Annotated in this window: 16 protein-coding genes; 11 read left to right on the top strand and 5 right to left on the bottom strand. The window is 63.6% G+C overall.

Features of this window, described 5'->3' with window-relative positions; all coding sequences use genetic code 11:
- The 5 genes from ACN0YL_RS01035 (at position 1) to ACN0YL_RS01015 (ending at position 3,072) form a co-directional block, all read left to right on the top strand.
- On the top strand, positions 1 to 1,182 hold the full coding sequence (locus tag ACN0YL_RS01035) for a GNAT family N-acetyltransferase (protein ID WP_417496743.1): 1,182 nt from the start codon (positions 1 to 3) through the stop codon (positions 1,180 to 1,182).
- Between the two features lie 8 nt (positions 1,183 to 1,190).
- Positions 1,191 to 1,613: a DUF2007 domain-containing protein gene (locus tag ACN0YL_RS01030; protein WP_417470134.1), complete on the top strand. Its 423-nt coding sequence runs from the start codon at positions 1,191 to 1,193 to the stop codon at positions 1,611 to 1,613.
- 163 nt (positions 1,614 to 1,776) lie between these two features.
- Positions 1,777 to 2,166, top strand: coding sequence for a hypothetical protein (locus ACN0YL_RS01025; RefSeq protein ID WP_417470136.1), 390 nt, complete (start codon positions 1,777 to 1,779; stop codon positions 2,164 to 2,166).
- Positions 2,159 to 2,584 (top strand): type II toxin-antitoxin system VapC family toxin, encoded by a 426-nt coding sequence (locus tag ACN0YL_RS01020; RefSeq protein ID WP_417496742.1) that lies wholly within the window; start codon positions 2,159 to 2,161, stop codon positions 2,582 to 2,584. Before ACN0YL_RS01025 ends, ACN0YL_RS01020 begins: the two co-directional genes overlap by 8 nt.
- 56 nt (positions 2,585 to 2,640) lie before the next feature.
- The gene (locus tag ACN0YL_RS01015; RefSeq protein ID WP_417496741.1) at positions 2,641 to 3,072 is read left to right on the top strand and encodes an HIT family protein; all 432 of its coding nucleotides are present in this window, start codon (positions 2,641 to 2,643) and stop codon (positions 3,070 to 3,072) included.
- On the opposite strand, the gene recQ is transcribed toward ACN0YL_RS01015, so the two are convergent.
- The gene (gene recQ, locus ACN0YL_RS01010) at positions 3,069 to 4,877 is read right to left on the bottom strand and encodes a DNA helicase RecQ (RefSeq protein WP_417496740.1); all 1,809 of its coding nucleotides are present in this window, start codon (positions 4,875 to 4,877) and stop codon (positions 3,069 to 3,071) included. The two genes, ACN0YL_RS01015 and recQ, sit on opposite strands and share 4 nt — an antisense overlap.
- A gap of 165 nt (positions 4,878 to 5,042) precedes the next feature.
- Between recQ and ACN0YL_RS01005 the strand changes: the two genes are divergently transcribed.
- Positions 5,043 to 8,018, top strand: coding sequence for a hypothetical protein (locus ACN0YL_RS01005; RefSeq protein WP_417496739.1), 2,976 nt, complete (start codon positions 5,043 to 5,045; stop codon positions 8,016 to 8,018).
- Between the two features lie 33 nt (positions 8,019 to 8,051).
- Here ACN0YL_RS01005 and ACN0YL_RS01000 read toward each other — a convergent pair whose 3' ends face one another.
- On the bottom strand, positions 8,052 to 8,873 hold the full coding sequence (locus ACN0YL_RS01000; RefSeq protein ID WP_417496738.1) for a DUF2306 domain-containing protein: 822 nt from the start codon (positions 8,871 to 8,873) through the stop codon (positions 8,052 to 8,054).
- A 239-nt stretch (positions 8,874 to 9,112) separates the two neighbouring features.
- On the opposite strand from ACN0YL_RS01000, the gene ACN0YL_RS00995 reads away from it, so the two are divergent.
- On the top strand, positions 9,113 to 10,177 hold the full coding sequence (locus ACN0YL_RS00995; protein WP_417496737.1) for a helix-turn-helix domain-containing protein: 1,065 nt from the start codon (positions 9,113 to 9,115) through the stop codon (positions 10,175 to 10,177).
- 112 nt (positions 10,178 to 10,289) lie between these two features.
- On the opposite strand, the gene clpA is transcribed toward ACN0YL_RS00995, so the two are convergent.
- From clpA to ACN0YL_RS00980, 3 genes are all read right to left on the bottom strand, one after another.
- On the bottom strand, positions 10,290 to 12,614 hold the full coding sequence (clpA, locus tag ACN0YL_RS00990) for an ATP-dependent Clp protease ATP-binding subunit ClpA (protein WP_417496736.1): 2,325 nt from the start codon (positions 12,612 to 12,614) through the stop codon (positions 10,290 to 10,292).
- 4 nt (positions 12,615 to 12,618) lie between these two features.
- A complete protein-coding gene (clpS, locus tag ACN0YL_RS00985; RefSeq protein ID WP_417496735.1) occupies positions 12,619 to 12,948 on the bottom strand; it encodes an ATP-dependent Clp protease adapter ClpS in 330 nt (109 codons plus the stop codon).
- 266 nt (positions 12,949 to 13,214) lie between these two features.
- Positions 13,215 to 13,919 (bottom strand): phasin family protein, encoded by a 705-nt coding sequence (locus ACN0YL_RS00980; RefSeq protein WP_417496734.1) that lies wholly within the window; start codon positions 13,917 to 13,919, stop codon positions 13,215 to 13,217.
- Between the two features lie 161 nt (positions 13,920 to 14,080).
- Here ACN0YL_RS00980 and ACN0YL_RS00975 point away from each other — a divergent pair, with 161 nt between their 5' ends.
- From ACN0YL_RS00975 to ACN0YL_RS00960, 4 genes are all read left to right on the top strand, one after another.
- Positions 14,081 to 15,373, top strand: a complete 1,293-nt coding sequence (locus ACN0YL_RS00975) for a D-alanyl-D-alanine carboxypeptidase (protein WP_417496733.1) — start codon at positions 14,081 to 14,083, stop codon at positions 15,371 to 15,373.
- A 119-nt stretch (positions 15,374 to 15,492) separates the two neighbouring features.
- The gene (topA, locus tag ACN0YL_RS00970) at positions 15,493 to 18,174 is read left to right on the top strand and encodes a type I DNA topoisomerase (protein ID WP_417496732.1); all 2,682 of its coding nucleotides are present in this window, start codon (positions 15,493 to 15,495) and stop codon (positions 18,172 to 18,174) included.
- A gap of 5 nt (positions 18,175 to 18,179) precedes the next feature.
- On the top strand, positions 18,180 to 20,435 hold the full coding sequence (gene rnr / locus ACN0YL_RS00965) for a ribonuclease R (RefSeq protein WP_417496731.1): 2,256 nt from the start codon (positions 18,180 to 18,182) through the stop codon (positions 20,433 to 20,435).
- Positions 20,432 to 21,112 carry an NUDIX hydrolase gene (locus ACN0YL_RS00960; protein WP_417496730.1) on the top strand — a complete coding sequence of 227 codons (681 nt, stop codon included), beginning with the start codon at positions 20,432 to 20,434 and terminating at the stop codon, positions 21,110 to 21,112. The genes rnr and ACN0YL_RS00960 overlap by 4 nt, the downstream gene beginning before the upstream one ends.
- The last annotated feature ends 21 nt before the right edge of the window (positions 21,113 to 21,133 follow it).

The raw sequence follows: 21,133 nt of genomic DNA, 5'->3' as shown, positions 1-21,133 counted from the left end.
ATGGTTGCGACCGGTCAGGCCGATCCGGCAGACGCCCAGCCCTCATTCAGTCTCGCTGCGATCGAGAGCCTGGCCGATATCGCGCCCGGCGACTGGGACCAAATCGCCAATCCGGCGGGTGTTGAATACGATCCGTTTCTCAGCTGGAACTTCCTTCAGGCGCTCGAGGAAAGCGGTTGTGTCGGCGGCGAGACCGGCTGGGCGCCGCACCATTTCCTCGCCCGCGATGAGGCCGGCGCGATCCGGGGCGCGCTGCCGCTCTATCTGAAATTCCACAGCCAGGGCGAATATGTCTTCGATCATGGCTGGGCCGAGAGTTTCGAGCGCGCCGGGGGGCGCTATTACCCCAAACTCCTGACCGGCATTCCCTTCACCCCGGTCACCGGGCGGCGCATCCTTGCCGCAGATCCCGCCCTGCGGCGTGCGCTCATCGCCGGCATGATCGAGGCGGGCCGCCAGTGGGGCGTCTCGAGCTGGCATGTCAATTTCCCCACCGCCGCTGAATGGGGCGAACTCGGCGAGGCCGGGCTGTTGCAGCGCATCGACCGGCAGTTCGTCTGGTCCAATCGCGGCTATGCCAGCTATGATGATTTCCTCGGCGACCTGTCCTCACGCAAACGCAAGGCCTTGCGCAAGGAGCGCGCGGCGGCCCGGGCGGGCCTCGAGATCGAGCATTTGACCGGCAGCGATCTGCGGCCCGAGCACTGGGACATCTTCTTCGCCTGCTACCAGGATACCGGCGCGCGCAAATGGGGCCGACCCTATCTCAACCGCGACTTTTTCGAGCTGATCCATCAGCGCATGGCCGACAAGGTCCTGCTGGTGCTGGCGAAGAAGGATGGCGCCTACATCGCCGCCGCCCTGAACTTCATCGGCTCGCATGCCCTGTATGGCCGCTATTGGGGACGAGTGGACGATCACCCATTCCTGCATTTCGAGCTCTGCTATCACCAGGCGATCGATGTCGCGATCCGCCTTGGCCTCGACCGGGTCGAGGCCGGTGCCCAGGGCGAGCACAAGCTGGCGCGCGGCTATCGTCCGCAACCGGTCTATTCGGCCCACTGGATCGCCCATGAGGGCTTTCGCGCCGCCGTCGCCGACTATCTCGAGCGCGAACGCCCGGCCGTACTCGCCGATATCGCCTTGCTGGATGAAGAGAGCCCGTTTAAAGCTTCTGATTGATGACCCACTTGTCCACCCCCCTGCCGGCCCACTCGCATGGCCACGCCATCATCGCGGTCAATGCGCTGCGGGCCGCGGGCATCCCGGCGACGATCGCCGACAGCCATATGCAGGGTCTATATCCGGGCATGGACACGGGATTTCTCAAGCCACGCATCCTGGTGCCGCCAGCCTTCGAGGCCGAGGCACGCACCATCATCGCGCAGGCACAGGCCGCCGAGACCACCCCGCTCTACCCCTGCCCGCTCTGCGGCGGTGAGACCCATATCAGGGCGCGACCAATCCTGGCGACAATCCGGCTGGCCCTGTCTGGCCAGTTTGCAAAACTGCGCAACCCGCCCCGCTTCTGCGGCGCGTGCGACAGCTATGACGATGTCGGCGACTCCGAGCCCTTCACCGCCGAAGAACTGGGCTACCCGCCGATCCGCTGAAACCTGCACCAACCATCCCCTGGCCTCACGCGTTTGCGTGGGCGCATGCTTATTCGTACGGGGTAGCCGGTACGGGTCTGCGCCCTGTTGAAAATAGGTAGAATTGACAAAAAGCCTAAAAAGGCACTTTCTACCCATTCGAAATAACACAAGGGGAACCGCGATGAAATACACCCCGCTCGAACACCATCTGAAAGCTCAACCGCTCACCCGAGTAGAGCTGTCTTTCAGCGATATTGAACGCATTATCGGCGCCGAATTGCCGCCCTCGGCCCGCCGGCACCGCGCCTGGTGGAGCAATAATCCCAGCAACAGTGTTGCTACCTATGCCTGGCTGAATGCCGGATACCGTTCCACACGGGTCGACATGGCCAGCGAGCGCCTGGTGTTTGAACGTCAACGGCAGACGGCCCTCGCCGAGTCGCCCCGGCCCGCCTATCGCCCTGCCACGGCGACCGGTCTCTACGGCTGCTTCCGCGGCATGTTCAAATTCCCCGAGGGCAGCGAGTTGACTGCGCCGACAGGCGAAGTCTGGGATGCCAGTCATGACTGAGCCCGGTGCTTGCCTGCTACTCGACACCTGTGCCGCGATCTGGATCAGCAATGGCGACCCGATCAAGCCGGCCGCCATGGACGCGCTCAAGGCAGCCGAGGCCATCCCCGGCGCAATCTGGATCTCGGCCATTTCGGCGTGGGAAGTGGCGACGCTGGTCGCGCGCGACCGGCTCTCGCTCGCCATGCCGGTCGATGCCTGGTTTACCGCGGTTGCGACCCTGCCACAGGTCACGCTCGGGGCACTCGAACCAGACCTGCTGATCCAGTCGACGCGATTGCCCGGCCAGCCACCCGCTGACCCCGCAGACCGGATGATCATCGCCACGGCGCGCCAGAACGGCCTCACCATTCTTACCCGCGACCGCGAAATTCTGGGCTATGCAGCGCGCGGACATGTTGCCGCAATCGCGTGTTGAGACTGGTGTTTGATCATCGGTTTGACTAGACCTGTTGGCAAAGCAGGAGACACGCCATGAGCCTCGACGGCAGCTACGACCCCGACAATATTTTCGCCAAGATCCTGCGCGGTGAATTGCCGTGTGTGAAAGTCTATGAGGACGAGGCCGTCCTCTCCTTCATGGATATTTTCCCGCAGGCGCCGGGCCATGTCCTCGTGGTGCCCAAGGAGGCCGCGCGCAATGCGCTTGAGCTCTCCGACGAGGCGCTGGCCGCTGCCATGCTGCGGGTCAAGAAGATCGGCAATGCCGTCAAGGCCGCGCTGGCGCCGGACGGGATCATGATTGCCCAGCTCAATGGCGCGCCGGCCGGCCAGACGGTGTTCCACGTTCATTTCCACATCATTCCGCGCAGCGATGGCGCGCAAATGGCCATGCATGCCGGCGGCAAGGCCGATATGGCCGAGCTGGAAGCGCAGGCGAAGAAGATCGCCTCTTTTCTGGATTAGTCCCCGGCCTGATCCCGGATCACCGCCAGGAAGGCCTCACCGAGATCGGCGAGCTTTTTCGGGCCGACACCATTGACCGCGGCCATCTGTTCCAGATTACCCGGCCGCAAATGGCACATATCGGTCAGGGTCGCGTCGGAGAAGATGACATAGGCGGGGACATTGCGTGCGGCCGCGAGTTCACGGCGCAAATTTTTCAAGGCCGCGAGCAAGCCGGCGTCGACATCGGCTTCCGCCGCCTGGCTGGCGGCAGTGCGGCGCGGCTTCTTCTCGTTTTTGCTGACCGCGATTTCGCGCAGCTGGAAAGTCTCACGGCCCCTGAGCACTGCCTCGCCGCGTTCGGTCAGTTTCAGGCCGCCATAATGCTCGATATCGACCAGCAGATAGCCGCCGGCCACCGCCTGGCGGATCAGCCCCTGCCAGAAGGTCTTTGGCCGGTCCTTGCCAACTCCGTAGGTCGGCAGCGCATCATGACCGCGGGCGCGGATCCGGTCGGTATCGCCGCCGCGCAACACATCGATGATATGGCCGGCGCCAAAGGCCTGTCCGGTACGCACAATCGCCGAGAACAGCATTTGCGCCTCGCGCGTCCCGTCGAGCAGAACCGGCGGATCAAGGCAGATATCGCAATTTCCGCAGGGTTTGGAGCCCGGCTCGCCGAAATAGGACAACAGGGTGATGCGGCGGCACTGGGTCGCCTCGCAATAGGCGAGCAACGCGTCGAGCCGCTGGTGCTCGCGCCGCCTGTGGTCATCATCCTCGCCATCACCATCAATGAAGCGCCGCCGAAGGCTGGCATCACCCAGCCCGTAGAGCATCATCGCATCGGCCGGGGCGCCATCGCGGCCGGCGCGGCCGATCTCCTGGTAATAGGCCTCCATCGAGCCGGGCATGTTGAGGTGGAAGACATAACGAATGTCCGGCTTGTCGATCCCCATGCCAAACGCGATCGTCGCCACCATGATCACGGCCTCTTCGGCCATGAAAATTTCCTGGTTTTCCCGCCGCTGCTCCGGCGACAGGCCGGCATGATAGGCCAGCGCGCGATAGCCCTCGCCCTTCAATATCCCGGCGACCTCCTCGGTCAGTTTTCGCGACAGGCAATAAACGATGCCGGACTGCTCCCGCCGCGGTTTGAGGAAGCCCAGCAATTGCGGCTTCCACTGCGCCTTGGGGGCGACACCGAGATAGAGATTGGGACGGTCGAAGCCGCGCACCACTGTGTCACCCTCGCCGCCAAACAGCTTCTCGGCGATGTCGATGCGTGTTGCGTTGTCGGCGGTTGCGGTGAAAGCGGCCAGGGTCGCGTTCGGAAAGATCGTCTTGAGCTGCGACAGCTGTTCGTATTCCGGCCGGAAACTGGCACCCCATTTGGAAATACAATGCGCCTCGTCGACCACGAACAGGCCAGGGTCGACCGGCTTCAAGGCCTCGATCATCCGCCCCGTCATCAGGCGCTCCGGCGACAGATAAAGCAGTTTCGCCTCGCCCGACTGAAACGCCCTCCAGGCTGCAACATTCTGCTCGCGGTCCCGTCCGGAATGGATCACCGCCGCCCTGACCCCGTTGGCCGCCAGCCCGGCGACCTGGTCATCCATCAGCGCCACCAGGGGCGAGATGATGATCGAGGGCCGGCCCAGCATCAGGGCCGGCACCTGGTAGCACAGCGACTTGCCCGCCCCGGTCGGCATTACGCACAGCGTATGCGTCCCCGCCAGCAAGCGCTCGACGATCGGCAACTGGCCCGGCCGGAAATCGGGAAAGCCAAAAACGGATTTGAGGATGGATTGCGGGGATTGGGTCATTTGCGGCAGGCTCGAGGCTGGGTGTGGCAAGTGTTTCATGATGCGCCGGAGCTGGCCATCGCGCTTCCACAGCCGGATCGGCCACACTCTGTAATTGCGGAAGTCTTGACTCCGGGACCCCGCTAGGAAACGGTTAACCATTAAGGAAGCTCGGGGGGACTTCTGATGGCATTGGTGACATCCGGGCAATTTGAACCGACCCAGGCCGAACGAGATTTTGTCGCCGCGCTCATCGCTGGGCGACCCTATCAGCCACGCGCGGAAACCCATCCACCTGTACCTGCCCCGAACCATGCCAGGACAGAGTCAAAGGCTACGGACGCCACACTCAAACCATTCTGGCCGTGGATGCGGCGCAAGACGCCGGCCGCGGCTCCCCCACAGGATGATCGTGCATCCTCAGCCGATCACGCCCCGCTCCTGTCCTCCGGAGAGATCAGAGCAGAGCTGATCCGTGCATTGATCATTTGCGACAGTGCCCGCCGGGCAGGCTTCCAGGCACCGGCGGAAGAAACCGAAATCGCCTCAAAAGCCGGAGCGGACACCCCAATTGAAATTGGACCGCGCGGCCTTGAGATCGTGCCGGAACTCGATTTCCAGGCTGTGCCGCCGATCGACCCGGACCTATTTGACGATATCGAAATCGAAGCTGATCGCACCAGGCGCCGCGATCAGGAAACCGAATGGCAGCGGACGCACGGTGCGAATGGCCGAATCCGGATCCTCGGAGAACTGGACCTGAGGGGAGTGGACTTCCCGAAGAATATCGCGATTCACGCTTGTGATTTCGTCACGGCAGAAGGCGAGCCAGCCGCTATCCGCATAACCGGGGCCAAGTTTGGCGGTCTGTCCCTTGACGGGTCGAGCTGCGCCTTGCTGGCCGGCGCCGAGGCCAGTATTGATGGCGACATCTCAGCCAATCATGCGAAAACCTCCTCCATCGAGCTCCGTGGGATAGAGATCGGTGGCGGCTTGTTCCTCGTCGGCGCCCGACTGGCAGGCCTGTCCAACAACGCACTCTCACTAAATAGCGGCAGGGTTGGAGGTAGCGTCTTCCTGCGCAACGGATTCAAGTCCACCGGAGAGATCAACCTCATCGGGGCCCATATCGGCGGCGTTCTGGATTGCGCCGACGGGGAGTTTTCCGCTACCGAATGCCCCGCGATCCACGGCTTTCGAGCAACAATCAACGGCACGGTTCAGATGGCTGGTGCCTTTCGCGCCCGCGGGTCCGTAATCTTTTCCTATGCACGACTCGGCGCACCGCTCATCTGCGCCGGCGCGCAGGTCGAGCTGATCGACGGACAAAGCTTCAACTTCCATGGCGCGACCATTTCCGGAGATGTCAATCTCGGTGGAGCAGCCATCACTGGAGGAAAGCTGAATTTCGACGCCGCGAACATCGACGGGAAACTTATCCTGGTTGAGGCACGGCTGGACAATGGCGACGGCATTGCGCTGGGCTGCAATGGCACAAAAATACGGGATGTTGTCTTGCTGCGGAACGGGTTTTCCGCGATCGGCCAATGCGACTTCATTGCGGCAGAGCTCGGCGGCGGGTTCGATTGTCGGAACGCCACCATGACCCGCCCCGGCGGGACAGCACTCTGCTGCAACGGTTCACGCATTCGCGGCCCGGTATTCCTCAGGGATGAATTCACCGCCAAGGGCACGGTTGACTTTGCCAGCGCTCATCTCGGAGGCATGCTGGATTGCACCGGTGGCGAGTTCAACAATCCCGGCCAGCTTGCGATCAACTGCAGCGGAACCACCATTGATGGCCATGCCTTCCTTTGTCGTGGCTTCAAGGCCAGCGGAGCAGTCACCTTCAACGCGGCGCGCATCGGCGGGATGCTGCGTTGCCAGGGCGGCTCGTTTTCGAACCCGAACGGCCATGCCCTCGACTGTTTCGCCGCGAACTTTCGCAGTTCGGTAAATCTCGACTTCGGTTTTGTGGCACATGGGCGTGTCGGGTTTGTCGAGGCCAGTATTGCCGGCGTTCTGGATTGCTCAGGCGGCGAATTCAACGGCGGTGATGGCGTCGCGCTCGACTTTGCCGATTCATCCGTTGGTCACAACGTCACTCTTTGCTCGAAGTTCAAGGCAGCTGGGCAGGTGAATTTCTCAGGATCAACAATCGGAGGCAATCTCCAATTGCAAGCCGGGCAGTTCACGCGGTCCCGGAGCAACCCCGTTGCGTTGAATCTGTACTCGACCCGGATTGACCGACACCTTCAGTTCGACACCTCGACGCCAGAGCGAGACGTCTGCCGTGTCGTGGGCGACGTTGACCTGCGCCAAGCCTCCTGCCTGACGCTCGACGACCAGAGTGGGGACCTGTGCGACTGGCTCGACGGTGAGCTCCAGCTTGACGGCTTCAGCTACCAGACAATCGGCGATCATTCCTCCAAAAGCTGGCAGACAAGACGACGCTGGTTGCTGCTGCAGCCCGACGATCACATCGCTGGCAAGGACTTCAAACCCCAACCATTCGAGCAACTCGAACGGGTTCTGCGCCAGATGGGGCACACGAATTCAGCCCGCAGGGTCGGTGCCGAACGTGAGCTTCGCCTGCACAAGAGCGGGCGGCTGGGCGGTGGCTCCTCGCTGTTCCGCTGGATATTCCAGTGGCCGACCGGCTATGGCTATCAGCCGGGGCGGGCCCTGCTCATCGCGCTGGCCGTTATCGCTTTCAGCACACTCATCTTCGAGACCGCTTATCGTCACGGCGAGATTACACCCGCCGAACCGCATGCCGCATTGGCCGAGCTGGTCACCGGACAGAGCGGGCGTCTGACCGGCGCCGACGGACGGACGGTGTATGAGGCCTATGATGATGTGCCGCGCTTCAACAGCCTTCTCTACACGATTGATACCTTCCTGCCGCTGGTCGAACTTGACCAGGAATCAAGCTGGAAGCCTGCCGTGAATGCACGGCGGATGGAAGAAGCCGACCGGCGCAACCCGCCCTCCTTCTGGTGGACGTTTCAGCCCGTGCAGACCACAGGGACTTTCCTGCTTCAGATGATCAACGGGTCGATCGGCCTGAACTGGTTCAAAGCCCTCATCACCGGTCTCGGCTTCATGCTCACGACACTGATCGCCGCCGCACTCTCCGGCCTGTTCCGCCGCGACCGGTGACTACCCGCCTGTGCGGCGGACGGCATCTGCGCCTCACAAATGCGGACTCCACATGAACATCCAGGCGCCGAAAATGCCGATCGCCGTGACCACGGTCAGCAGCAGGACCAGGCTCGCCACAGCCAGCTTGGGGCCCGCCGTATTGGCGCGGCCTGCCCTGAAGTAGAGCTCCAGCACGGCCAGCGGCAGGAGATAGCAGGCGAAGGCGAGCGTCAGGTCGAAAGGGCCATCGAGTTGCCGGGTCGATCCGACCGGGCCCTGCATGATGATGATCCAGGCCATGAAGCCGATGCGGAAGAACCAGACGCCATTGACCAGAATGAAGAGCCGCATCGCCCAGCGCCGGTGCTGGTCAATCCGGCGCTTCATCGCCAGGCGCAGGGCGACCGGCGCGGCGATCAGGATCAGGATGCCGTTGAGGCTCACGCCGAGCGCCCCGAGATCACTCAGCCGGGCCTCGCGCAACCAGGTCATCCACAGGCCGCCAACCGCCAGGACAACGGCGATAACCATGAAGATACGACCATTCCAGCGATGCAGGGCCGGCAAACGCTTTCGCAATGCCGGGATCAGCTGCAGCGTCCCGCCCATGGTGATGACCGCCGCCAGCAGGACATGGACGCCAAACATCAGATTGCCGAACCAGTCGCCACTCACATAACCGACCATCAGACCGGTCTCGTTCCAGTCCTGCGGATGACCAGCGGCGGTGGTGACGCCGTAAACATTGAGAATATACCAGACAAAGGTCCACTGACCGGCCGCAGCGACCAGGAACCAGGCCAGACCGGCTCCCTTGAGCAATCCGCCGGCACCGAAGCGCGTAAGAGATGGTGTTTGCAAAATATCACTCATGATTGACCCATTTTCCAACGAGACTGGCTCCAGCCTCATTCATCCATTGTCCGGCAAGACCGGCCTCAGCCTCGCCCATCGCCCCCTGGCATGGATGAGATGCGTCGCCCGGCACCCCGAGGTCTTGCCGATTTGGAAATCGGCGACAGTTTTTCGGCTGCCGGCTGCAATCCGGTGCGGGGTTGCAATCGCTTCCCACTCCAAGCCAGTATGGACGCTTGAGCGCAGGGGGGTTGCCGATGGATGTCGCACTGATCACCACCACAGTCCGGCTCGTCGTCGCTGCCTCGGCGGCGATCGCGCTGGTCGTCACCCTGACCCGGCCGAACAAGCGCGCCCTGCACATCTACTGGGCGGTGTTCTGCGGCGCGATTTCCCTGACCATGCTGCGCTATGCGCTGCCGATCTCACCTGAATGGCTCTCAGACCTGATGCGAATCGCATCGGGGGCGACGTGCGGCGGTTTCTGGCTGGTTGCACGCTGCCTCTTCAGACCCGGCAATCCGATCAAGCTGCACCACCTGCTTCTGGTCGGCGCGGTGATGGCCGGGATTGCCGTCGACATCACCCTGCCCGCCCTGATCGACCCGGACGGGTTGGCGGGCCTGCATACGGGGATCTGGCAATTTGTCACGCTCGTCAGCTCCACCGTCATCGTGCTGTCCTTCTGGGAAGGCATCCAGGGCTGGCCGGACCGCAGCCATCGCAACGAAATCCAGCTTCGCTACCTCTATCTGGCGATCATCGGCCTGTGCATCACCGCCTGTACCGTCTTTCCCGAACCCGATGCCGCCGCGGCAGCAATGGTCCGTCTGCTCGAAGCCTGCAGCGCCCTGGCGGTCCTGTCGGTCGCCTCGGTGGCGGTCGCCTTCCGGCTGCGCTACCCGCTCCTGCCGGCGACCGCCGAAAAGCCCGCCGCCACGGCAGAGGAACATGCCCTCGCCACCCGGCTGGAGCGATTGATGCGCGATGAATCCCCCTATCTGGAGCCCGAGCTGAAGGTCGCCGACCTCGCGCGCAGCCTGCAAACCCCTGATTACAAGGTGACGCGCGCGATTACGGCCAGCTTGCAGCAACCCAATTTCAATCGCTACGTCAACGCATTGAGAGTCGAACATGCCAAGGCCCTGCTGCGCGATCCGCGCGAGGCCAGCCGATCCATCCTGCTGATTGCCCTGGATAGCGGCTTCGCCTCGCTCGGCCCGTTCAACCGGGCCTTCAAGGCCGATACCGGCATGACGCCGCGTGCCTGGCGGGCCGATGGTGTGGCCAGCACCTCGCAACCCAAACCGGCACCGGCCTGAGGCCTGCGCGCCGGAAGCTGCCCGCCGCACGCCGCAACGTTCACCCACCCACGAAAAACGGCGCCCCGTCGGAGCGCCGTTTTCCTTATCTGATGAGCGTGAAGCCTGAGGCCTAGACCTCTTCCTTCTTGCCCTTCTTCCCGGCTTTGCCCGCTTTGGAATTGCGTGGCAGCAGACGGTCGCCCGGAGTGATGTGGAAATCGAGCCGGCTGTCATCGGCCGGATCGACATCAACCTTGACCAGGCCGCCCTTGGCGAGTTCGCCGAACAGGATCTCGTCGGCCAGCGGCTTCTTGATATGCTCCTGGATGACGCGTCCGAGCGGCCGGGCACCGAAGCGGCTGTCATAGCCGCGCTCGGCAAGCCAGGCGGTGGCGTCCGGGGTCAGTTCGAAGGTCACGCCGCGATCGGTGAGCTGGGCTTCCAGCTGCAGCACGAATTTCTCGACGACGCGGCTGATCGATTCCGGCCCGAGCGGCGCGAAGGGAATGATCGCGTCGAGACGGTTGCGGAATTCCGGCGTGAACAGGCGTTCGACGGCCTTGTCGGCCTCGTCATCCTTCTTGCCACGCCCGAAGCCGATCGCTTCCTTGGCGGCGTCGGAGGCGCCCGCATTGGTCGTCATCACCAGGATGACATTGCGGAAGTCGACCTTTTTGCCATTGCTGTCGGTCAGCGTGCCGTTATCCATCACCTGCAGCAGGATGTTGAACAGGTCCGGATGGGCCTTCTCGATTTCGTCGAGCAGCAGCACGCAATGCGGATGCTGGTCGACGCTGTCGGTCAGCAGACCGCCCTGGTCAAAGCCGACATAGCCGGGAGGCGCACCGATCAGGCGCGAGACGGCATGGCGTTCCATGTATTCCGACATGTCGAAGCGCAACAGCTCGACGCCGAGAATATCGGCCAGCTGCTTGGTCACCTCGGTCTTGCCAACCCCGGTCGGGCCGGAGAAGAGATAGCTGCCGATCGGCTTGTTGGGCTCGCGCAGACCGGCGCGGGACAGCTTGATCGCGGTCGAGAGACGGTCAATCGCCGCCTGCTGGCCAAACACCACCCGGCCAAGATCGGTCGGCAGGCTCTTCAGGGCCTGGGTATCATCCTTGGAGACGGATTTCGGCGGGATGCGGGCCATGGTCGCAACCACGCCTTCCACTTCCTTGACGCCAATCGTCTTCTTGCGCTTCGACGCCGGCATCAGGCGCATTTGCGCCCCGGCCTCGTCGATGACGTCGATCGCCTTGTCGGGCAATTTGCGGTCGCCCATATAGCGCGCCGACAATTCGACGGCCGTCTTCAGCGCATCATTGGTGAAGCGGACATCGTGGAAATCCTCGAAATAGGATTTCAGCCCCTGCAGGATCTTGATGGCGTCGGGCACCGACGGCTCGGCGACATCAATCTTCTGGAAGCGGCGGGCCAGCGCCCGGTCCTTCTCGAAGTGCAGACGGTATTCCTTGTAGGTGGTCGAGCCCATGCAGCGCAGACCGCCCGATTGCAGGGCCGGCTTCAACAGGTTGGACGCATCCATGGCGCCGCCCGAAGTGGCACCGGCACCGATCACGGTGTGGATCTCGTCGATGAAGAGCACCGAATCCTCGGTGTCCTCGAGTTCCTTGACGACCTGTTTGATGCGTTCCTCGAAATCGCCGCGATAGCGGGTGCCGGCCAGCAGCGCGCCCATATCGAGCGAATAGATCGTGGCATTGGCCAGCACGTCGGGTACATCATGCTCGACGATCTTGCGGGCGATCCCTTCGGCGATGGCGGTCTTGCCAACCCCGGGATCGCCGACGAGCAGCGGATTATTCTTGCGGCGGCGCGCCAGCACCTGGATGCAGCGCTCGACTTCGGCATCGCGGCCGATCAACGGATCGACCTTGCCAGCCTTCGCCTTCTCATTGAGGTTGACGCAATAGGCCGTCAGCGCGTCGCCATCCTTGCGCGGCTCCTCGGCCTCCTCGGCGCCACGCACCACCTTCTGTTCGGTAGCGCCGGGCTTGCGACCGATCCCGTGCGAGATGAAATTCACCGCGTCATAGCGGGTCATGTCGCGCTCGGCGAGGAAGTAGGCGGCATGGCTTTCGCGCTCGGCGAACAGGGCCACCAGCACATTGGCGCCGGTGACCTCTTCGCGTCCGGCATTCTGGACATGGATCACGGCGCGCTGGATCACGCGCTGGAAGCCGGCGGTCGGCTTGGCGTCTTCCTCGTCGTCGACCACCAGCTCGGACAGCTCGTTATCGACATATTCGACCAGGGTGGAGCGCAGCTCGTCGAGATCGACGTCGCAGGCCTTCATTACCGCATTGGCATCGCCATCATCGACGAGGGAGAGCAAGAGATGTTCGAGCGTCGCGAATTCATGACCGCGCTCATTGGCATAACCCAGGGCGCGATGAAGGCTGTCTTCCAGATCGGCTGAAAATGAGGGCACCACTCTATTCCTTTTCCATCGTGCACTGGAGCGGATGTTGAGCTCGGCGTGCGGCATCCATGACCTGGGCTACCTTTGTTTCGGCAACCTCATATGTATATACGCCGCACATTCCGACACCGGTCTGATGGACATGCAGCATGATCGTCGCTGCATCTTCGGGGGATTTGCGAAAGATCCGGACCAGGACCTCTACGACAAACTCCATTGGCGTATAGTCATCATTGAGTAGCAGAACACGGTAAAGCGAAGGTTTCTTGGTCGCCGGCCGGGTCTTGAGAGCGAGCCCGCACTCCTCCTCATTCCCTGCATCATCTTGTTTTCGTTCGGTCATATTAAAATCAGATTCGAAAGACAGTCAGAGCGATTCCCGGCCAAGGATAGGCGTTGTCGGGGCCGGTGGGAAGGGTTCGCCACCAGTAAACCCGTGAATTGGCAAACCCGTGATTTGGCAAACCCCTGATTTGGCAAACCCGTGATTTGAATGTGTCCGCGATTCTCTGTGCGACCCAATCGATCTGGGGATGCGAAGCACAAAAAGAAAGGGCCCGGTGCAGAACACCGGGCCCAGGCGGGGAGAAAATTGTCAGTCTGCGGCGATTAGCGCTGCGACTGAGCCAGCTCGGCAACGGCGGCGAAGCGGGTGTTCAGCGGCTTCGCGCCTTCAGTGACCAGACCGGAAAAGAGCTCGGTGGTCTTGTTGAGTTCGGCGAGATAGCTGCCCATCGCCGACTTGGCGTAGTTGGACTGGATCTCGAAGAGTTCCTGCAGGGATTTGGCCGAGGACAGCGCCTTGGTGGCGGCAACGCTTTCTTCCATCGCCGATTTGGCGTAGGCGGCGGCATTGGTGCCAGCAGTCTCGAGACCCTTGCCGGTCACGGTCGCGGAAGCGATCACGGCTTCAACGGTGTCCTTGTTGAATGCGGTGGCTTCATTGACGGCGCTGAGCGTCTTCTCAAGGCCCTGCTTGATGGTGTCGTTGGTCGCAGTGGTCATCGATTCAATGGTGGCGTTCATGATCTTGCTCGTTTTCATCTGGGCCTTCACAGCGGGCTTGCTGGCGGCCGGTTTCGGTTTCGCGGGCGCAGCGGATTTGCTGGCGGCGATTTTTGTCTTTGCGGCCTGCTTCTTGGCAGCAGGCTTGGTGCGCGCCGCTGGCTTGACGGCCAGGGGCTTCGCAGGAGCCGCAGTCTTAGCGATGACAGCCGGCTTCGCGGCCTTGGGCGCGGCTGCAACCTTCACCGACGCTTTCGCTGCAGCAGCGTTTGCGGGGGTTTCGGTTGATTTGACGTTGATGTCGGTCATGGTTCGCTTCTTGTCTTGCTGCATCGGCTCTTCGCAGTCGCAACATATCTAATCCCCCTGCCCCGTGGGGTCAAGCGCTATTTTGTGCAGTGCAACATTTTATTTTGAGCGACCAAACCCGCTTAACCGAGTGGAAACCCCGCGCGTTGGAAACTGGCGCAATGATCTCGCGCTTTCCCCGGCTGGCTGCGGCCCTGACACTTGTAATGACCGTGCTGGCCCTGCACGCGCCGGCCCACGCCGACACGTCGCGCTATGCCGCCTTCGTCGTTGACCAGAACACCGGCGTGGTCCTGCATTCGCGCCAGTCGGAAGCGAGGCGCTATCCCGCCTCGCTGACGAAGATGATGACACTCTACATGCTGTTCGAGGCGCTGGAGAGCGGTGAGATCGGGCTTCAGGACCCGATCCGGATTTCGGCCAATGCCGCCAATGCACCGCCTTCGCGGCTCAACCTGGCCATCGGCTCGACGATTTCGGCGGAAGACGCAATCCGCGCCCTGGTGATCCGCAGCGCCAATGATGTCGCGGTCGCGGTCGGCGAACGCCTCGGCGGCACCGAGACCGGCTTTGCCACCGCGATGACCGCGCAGGCCCGCGAGCTCGGCCTGCCGGGCACCACATTCCGCAATGCCTCCGGCCTGCCCAATAGCCGCCAGGTGACGACGGCCCGCGACATGGCCCGGCTCGCCATCGCGCTGCAGCGCGATTTCCCGCAATACTTCCACTATTTCGACGAGACCACCTTCGTCTGGGACGGTCGCACCTATCGCAACCACAACACCCTCGTCGGACGGGTCGAGGGCGTGGACGGGCTGAAGACCGGCTATATCCGCGCCTCCGGCTTCAATGTCGTGGTCTCCGCCCAGCGCGGTGAACACCGGCTGATTGCGGTGGTCATGGGCGGACCGACAGCCGCATCGCGCGACGCCCACGCCGAGGAGTTGCTCGACGCTGCCTTCTCGACGCTGGAGCAACGTGACGACCGGCGCCTGTTTGCCGCCCTCTCCTCGCCCCGCATCAGCCCGATCCGCCAGCAGGCCCTGATCGCCATGGATGTCGCGGCCCTCGATCTGGCGCCACCGGCGGAAATGGGATCGGCCCAGGCCGCGCCGCCATTGCGCATCGTCCTTGCCGACGAGAGTTCCGAGCTGGCCGATGCCCTGCCCGCGGCCCGGCCAGCCGCCACCGACGCTCCGCTGCTGCGGGGGGCCTGGTCGGTCCAGGTCGGGGCCTATAATTCCGCCGCCGCGGCACGGGAACGCCTCGAGCGCGTGGCGCCGGCCTCTCCGATTCTGGCGCTGGCCCAGCCGGCCGCGCGCTCGGTCGAGATTAGTGGCAACCGCCTGTGGCGGGCGCGCTTCGAGTCGCTGACGGCGGACGAGGCGGCGCATGCCTGCGCCGAGCTGAGCGCCCGTAACGAGCCCTGCTATACCGTCGCGCCCGGACGCTGATTTCACAATTCCTGCAGGGCAAAAACCGCCTGTCGGTTGACTTAGCCTGCCTGCTCGCACACTTTCCGGCGCCTTGACCGCAGCCTGGTCACCCTCATCCCGCCCCGGAAATGAACCCGATGAATGTTGTCGTCGTAGAATCCCCTGCCAAAGCCAAGACCATCAACAAGTATCTCGGCTCGGACTATGTCGTGCTGGCCAGTTTCGGCCATGTGCGCGATCTGCCGGCCAAGGATGGCTCGGTCAAACCGGACGAAGATTTCGCGATGATGTGGGAGGTCGATCCGGCCTCGGCCAAGCGCGTCAAGGCGATCGCCGACGCGCTGAAAGACTCCGACCGCCTGATCCTGGCCACTGACCCGGATCGCGAGGGGGAAGCCATTTCCTGGCATCTGCTCGAGGCACTGACCAGGCGCCGCGTCCTGAAGGATGTGAAGATCGAGCGCGTTGCCTTCAACGCCATCACCAAACAGGCGGTGCTCGACGCGATGGCGCATCCGCGCGCCGTCGACATGGAACTGGTCAATGCCTATCTGGCGCGCCGGGCGCTGGATTATCTGGTCGGTTTCACCCTGTCGCCGGTGCTGTGGCGCAAACTGCCCGGCTCGCGCTCGGCCGGCCGCGTGCAGTCGGTCTGCCTGCGTCTGATCTGCGACCGTGAGCTGGAAATCGAGAAATTCCGCTCCGAGGAATACTGGTCGGTCGATGCCGATATTGCCTCCGGGAGCGACACATTCCGCGCCCGCCTCGTCACCCATGACGGCAAGAAACTGCAGAAAATGTCGCTCAAGGATCGCGCCATGGCCAATGCGGCCGTCGCAGCGATCGAGGCCGGCAGTTTCATCATCAGTGCCGTCGAGGCCAAGCCGACCCGGCGCAACCCGCCACCGCCCTTCACCACCTCGACCCTGCAGCAGGAAGCGGCGCGCAAGCTCGGCTTCTCGGCGACGCGCACCATGCAGACGGCACAGAAACTCTATGAAGGCGTCAATCTGGGCGGCGAGACCACCGGTCTGATCACCTATATGCGGACCGACGGCGTCTCGATGGATGGCAGCGCCATCAACCAGGCCCGCGATGTCATCGCGAAGGAACACGGCGCGCTCTACGTGCCCTCGGCGCCGCGCGTCTATTCCACCAAGGCGAAGAACGCCCAGGAGGCGCACGAAGCCATCCGCCCGACCAGTTTCTCGCGCCTGCCCGACAGCCTGCATCTCGACAGCGATATGGCGCGCCTCTACCAGCTGATCTGGCGCCGGGCCATGGCCAGCCAGATGGAAAGCGCCCGCTTTGAGCGCACCACGGTCGACATCACCAGCGCCGACCAGAAAACCGCCCTGCGCGCGGTGGGTTCGGTCCTGTTGTTCGACGGTTTCCTCGCGCTCTACCAGGAAGGCACCGATGACGAGGAAGACGAGGCCGAAGCCCGTCTGCCGAAGGTCGTCGCCGGCCGGGATGTCGGCATCGCAAAGACCCATGCCGACCAGCACTTCACCCAGCCGCCGCCGCGCTTCACCGAAGCCTCGCTGGTCAAGCGCATGGAAGAGCTCGGTATTGGCCGGCCGTCGACCTATGCCTCGACGCTGCAGGTCCTGTCGGCGCGCGAATATGTCCGGCTTGAGAAGAACCGTTTCTATCCCGAGGACAAGGGCCGGGTCGTCACTGCCTTCCTCGAGAATTTCTTCGCACGCTATGTCGAATATGATTTCACCGCGGCGCTGGAAACCCAGCTCGACAAGGTCTCGGCCGGCGAGCTGGACTGGAAGCAGTTGCTGCGCGATTTCTGGACCGATTTCCGCGCCGCCATCGATGATATCGGCGAGCTGCGCATCACCGCCGTGCTCGATGCGCTCAATGACGCTCTGGCACCGCACATCTTCCCGGAGAAGGAAGATGGCAGCGATCCGCGCCTGTGCCCGTCCTGCGGCGAAGGCACGCTGAGCCTGCGGCTTGGCAAGTTCGGCGCCTTCCTGGGCTGTTCCAACCATCCCGACTGCAAGTTCACGCGCCAGATGAGCCCGACCGATGAGGGCGCCGGCGACAGTGATCGCGAGCTCACACTCGATCCGGTGACCGGCTCGATGATCATGCTGAAGAATGGCCGTTTCGGCTGGTATCTCGAAATCCCGGGCGAGAATGAAGGCGACAAGCCCAAGCGCGCCTCTATTCCCAAGGGCTGGGATCCGCACACCCTGACCGACGAACAGGCGATCAAGCTGATCGCCCTGCCGCGCACCATTGGCGCGCACCCGGAAGATGGCGAGCCGATCACCTCGAATATCGGCCGCTATGGTCCCTATGTTCACCATGGCAAGACCTACGCGAACATCCCCAATGTCGAGGATGTGTTCGATATCGGGCTCAATCGCGCCGTCGCCGTACTGGCCGACAAGAAGGCCGGCGGCGGACGGCGGAACTCCGCGACGACGCTGAAGGATCTCGGCGAGCATGATGGCAAGCCCTTGCGCATCATGAGCGGGCGTTTCGGGCCCTATGTGAAATACGAGAAGATCAATGCCACCCTGCCCAAGGGCACCGATCCGGAAACGGTGACGGTCGAACAGGCGATGGAATGGGTCGAGGCCCGCGCCGCCAAGGGCGCCAAGCCGAAGAAAAAGCCGGCAGCGAAGAAGCCGGCGGCGAAGAAAAAGGCTCCCGCCAAGAAGAAAGCGCCGGCCAAGGCTGCGGCGGCTGACGCTGACGGCACCGCCAAGAAGCCGGCGGCGAAAAAGGCCCCCGCCAAGAAGCCGGCCGCGAAGAAGCCCGCGGCGAAGAAACCAGCTGCCGGAAAGGCGGATTGATCGCGGTGAGCGAGAACGAAAAACCCTCCGGCTTCAGCCGGGAATCCCTGATCGACGCCATCAGGCGCGGCGCCGGCGCCCTCGACAAGCGCGGCCTGGCTCGCGCTCTGGGCCTCAAGACAGGCCAACAGAAAAGCCTGCTCAGGCAGGCCCTGGGCGGTCTCGAGGCCGAAGGTGTGATCCGCCGTGATGAACAGCGCAATTACGCCCTGGCCGGCGAATTGCCGCCGGTCTGCGTTGTCGAGATCACCGGTCGCGATATCGATGGAGAATTGCTGGCCCAGCCGCCCCGCGCCGACGGCAACACCCCGCTGATCCGGCTCGCGCCCGGTGAAGGCGCCGGCGGACGCGGCGATGCCGCGCTTGGAGTCGGTGACAAGGCACTGGTGCGCCTGACCCCGGACGATGAAGGCGGCTATGAAGCGCGCCTGATCCGCAAGCTCGGCCATTCGGTGCAGAAGATCCTGTGCGTCCTGCGCAAACCGGCCAGGGGCCCCTACCGCCTGATCCCGGTTGATCGCCGCTCGCGGCATGAACTGGTGCCGGCCAAGGGCGAATCCGACAAGGCCAATGATGGCGATCTGGTATTGTGCGAACTCGCCAAGGAACGCCGCAACGGGCTGAAAACAGCCACCATTCTGGAAGTGCTCGGCGATGTGGATTCCCCCGGCGCCGGCAGCGTCATTGCGCTGCATTCCCATGGCGTGCCGATGGGCTTTTCCGACAAGGAAATGCGCGAGGCCGACACCGTCGCCGCGGCCGGACTGAAGGGCCGCGAGGATTTGCGCGCCCTGCCCCTGCTGACAATCGACCCTGAAGACGCCAAGGACCATGACGATGCCGTCTGGGCCGCCGCCGATACCGATGCGAAGAATGAGGGCGGTTGGGTGGTGATGGTCGCAATCGCCGATGTCGCCGCCTATGTCACGCCCGGCAGCGAGCTGGATCGCGGCGCCTTCAAGCGCGGCAATTCGGTCTATCTGCCCGACCGCGTCGTGCCGATGCTGCCCGAGCGCCTGTCCAATGACCTGTGCTCGCTGCGCGAGGGCGAGGAACGCCCCTGCCTCGCCGTGCGCATGGTGTTCGATCGCCATGGCAACAAGAAGCGCCACAAATTCCTGCGTGGCTGGATGAAGTCGGCCGCAAAGCTCTCCTATAACGACGCCCAGGCGGCGATTGACGGCAAGGGCGACGCCAAGGCGAATGCCCTGCTCGACACCGTGCTGCGGCCGCTCTGGGACGCCTACGCTGCCCTGTGCCTGGCGCGCGCCAAACGCGAACCGCTCGAGATCGATTCGCCCGAGAGGCGTGTCCGGGTCGGCCCTGACGGCCAGGTGACCGGGATCGAACTGCGCGAGCGTTTCGATGCCCACCGCCTGATCGAGGAATGCATGATCCAGGCGAATGTCTGTGCGGCGGAAACCCTCGAGGAAAAGCGCGTACCGCTGATCTACCGGGTGCACGAGGAACCGTCGCGCGAGAAGATCGAGGCGCTGGCGGATTACCTGCCCAATGTCGGTCTGAAATGGACGCGCGGCGACAAGATCTCGACCAGCCGCTTCAACCATCTGCTCAAACAGGCCAAGGGCAGTGAGCATTATGAGACGGTGAATGAAGTCGTGCTGCGCAGCCAGTCACAGGCGGTCTATCACACGGTCAATCAGGGCCATTTCGGCCTGCATCTGCAACGCTATGCCCACTTCACCTCGCCGATCCGGCGCTATGCCGACCTCACGGTTCACCGCGCCCTGATCCGCGCCCTCAATCTGGGCGATGACGGACAGAGCGACGAGGAACGCAGCCGGCTGAACTCGATTGCCGAAGACATCACCCGTTCGGAACGGCGCGCCATGGCCGCCGAACGTGATGCCGTCGACCGTTTCGTGGCCCTGTATCTGGCCGATCATGTCGGCGGCGAGTTTCCGGGCCGAATTACCGGCGTGACACGCTTTGGCGCCTTCGTCCGCCTTGCAGAAACCGGGGCTGACGGGCTGGTGCCGATCAGCCGGCTTGGCGAGGAACGCTTCGTCCATGATGAACGCGCTCACGCCCTGATCGGCGAGCAGACCGGCGGCCGCTATCGCCTCGGCATGCTCGTCACCGTGCGCATCGAGGAAGCGACCCCGATCACCGGCGGCCTGCTGCTGGACATGGTGACCGATGCCGAACCCGGCCCGCGTCCCAAGCGCGGCACGGGCCGCGGGGCGCCGACCGGTGGCCGCACAGGTGGCCGCCCCTGGAAGAAGGGCAAGCGACGGTGAATGACGAGACCCGCAAACCGGCCGTCAAGGCCCTGCGCCCCCGCCTGGCCGCCTCACTGATCCTGACGCGCGGCGAGCGCGGCAAGACCGAAGTCCTGATGGGACGCCGCTCGGCCCGCCATGTCTTCATGCCCAACAAATACGTCTTCCCGGGTGGCCGCGTCGATCGCGCTGATCTGACGGCGCCTGTGGCCAGTGACCTGGCCGAGGACGTGTTCGCGACCATGACCCGTGTGCTGCCCGAACGCCGGGCCCGCGCCGCCGCGATGGCGGCCGTACGCGAAACCGCGGAAGAAACCGGCCTGCTGATCGCCCGCGAGGGCTCGATCCGGTCACGGCATAACAACTGGGCCCCCTTCCGCGCCTCCGGCGTTGTGCCCGACCTGTCCGGCCTGCGCCTGATCACCCGCGCCGTGACGCCACCGGGCCGTTCGCGGCGTTTCGACACCTGGTTCTTCACAGCCAATGCCAGCGCGCTGTGCGATGACCGACCGGCCAAGCCGAGCGATGAACTCGAGGATGTGCAATGGGTGCCGCTGGCGCAGACCCGCACGCTGGACCTGCCCATCGTGACGCATTTCGTGCTCGATGAGCTGGAACGCGTCCTGCCACCCTCGCCGCAGCCGACCCGCTGGATCCGTGATGTCCGTGGCAAGATGTCGGTCGAGCCTTTGTGATGCGCCGACCTGCAGACAGGC

Origin of the sequence: Maricaulis sp., assembly GCF_048269565.1 — a bacterium.
Lineage (GTDB): Bacteria > Pseudomonadota > Alphaproteobacteria > Caulobacterales > Maricaulaceae > Maricaulis.
The sequence above is the reverse complement of the archived record's forward strand: the minus strand, read 5'-3'. Positions and strand labels throughout refer to the sequence as shown.

Bases quoted from the DNA above. Each gene is read 5' to 3' on its own strand.
- ACN0YL_RS00975 (WP_417496733.1), top strand. From the start codon at position 14,081: ATGATCTCGCGCTTTCCCCGGCTGGCTGCGGCCCTGACACTTGTAATG.
- ACN0YL_RS01020 (WP_417496742.1), top strand. From the start codon at position 2,159: ATGACTGAGCCCGGTGCTTGCCTGCTACTCGACACCTGTGCCGCGATC.
- ACN0YL_RS01035 (WP_417496743.1), top strand. From the start codon at position 1: ATGGTTGCGACCGGTCAGGCCGATCCGGCAGACGCCCAGCCCTCATTC.
- ACN0YL_RS00995 (WP_417496737.1), top strand. From the start codon at position 9,113: ATGGATGTCGCACTGATCACCACCACAGTCCGGCTCGTCGTCGCTGCC.
- ACN0YL_RS00980 (WP_417496734.1), bottom strand. From the start codon at position 13,919: ATGACCGACATCAACGTCAAATCAACCGAAACCCCCGCAAACGCTGCT.
- topA (WP_417496732.1), top strand. From the start codon at position 15,493: ATGAATGTTGTCGTCGTAGAATCCCCTGCCAAAGCCAAGACCATCAAC.
- ACN0YL_RS01005 (WP_417496739.1), top strand. From the start codon at position 5,043: ATGGCATTGGTGACATCCGGGCAATTTGAACCGACCCAGGCCGAACGA.
- ACN0YL_RS01000 (WP_417496738.1), bottom strand. From the start codon at position 8,873: ATGAGTGATATTTTGCAAACACCATCTCTTACGCGCTTCGGTGCCGGC.
- clpS (WP_417496735.1), bottom strand. From the start codon at position 12,948: ATGACCGAACGAAAACAAGATGATGCAGGGAATGAGGAGGAGTGCGGG.
- ACN0YL_RS01025 (WP_417470136.1), top strand. From the start codon at position 1,777: ATGAAATACACCCCGCTCGAACACCATCTGAAAGCTCAACCGCTCACC.
- recQ (WP_417496740.1), bottom strand. From the start codon at position 4,877: ATGACCCAATCCCCGCAATCCATCCTCAAATCCGTTTTTGGCTTTCCC.
- ACN0YL_RS01015 (WP_417496741.1), top strand. From the start codon at position 2,641: ATGAGCCTCGACGGCAGCTACGACCCCGACAATATTTTCGCCAAGATC.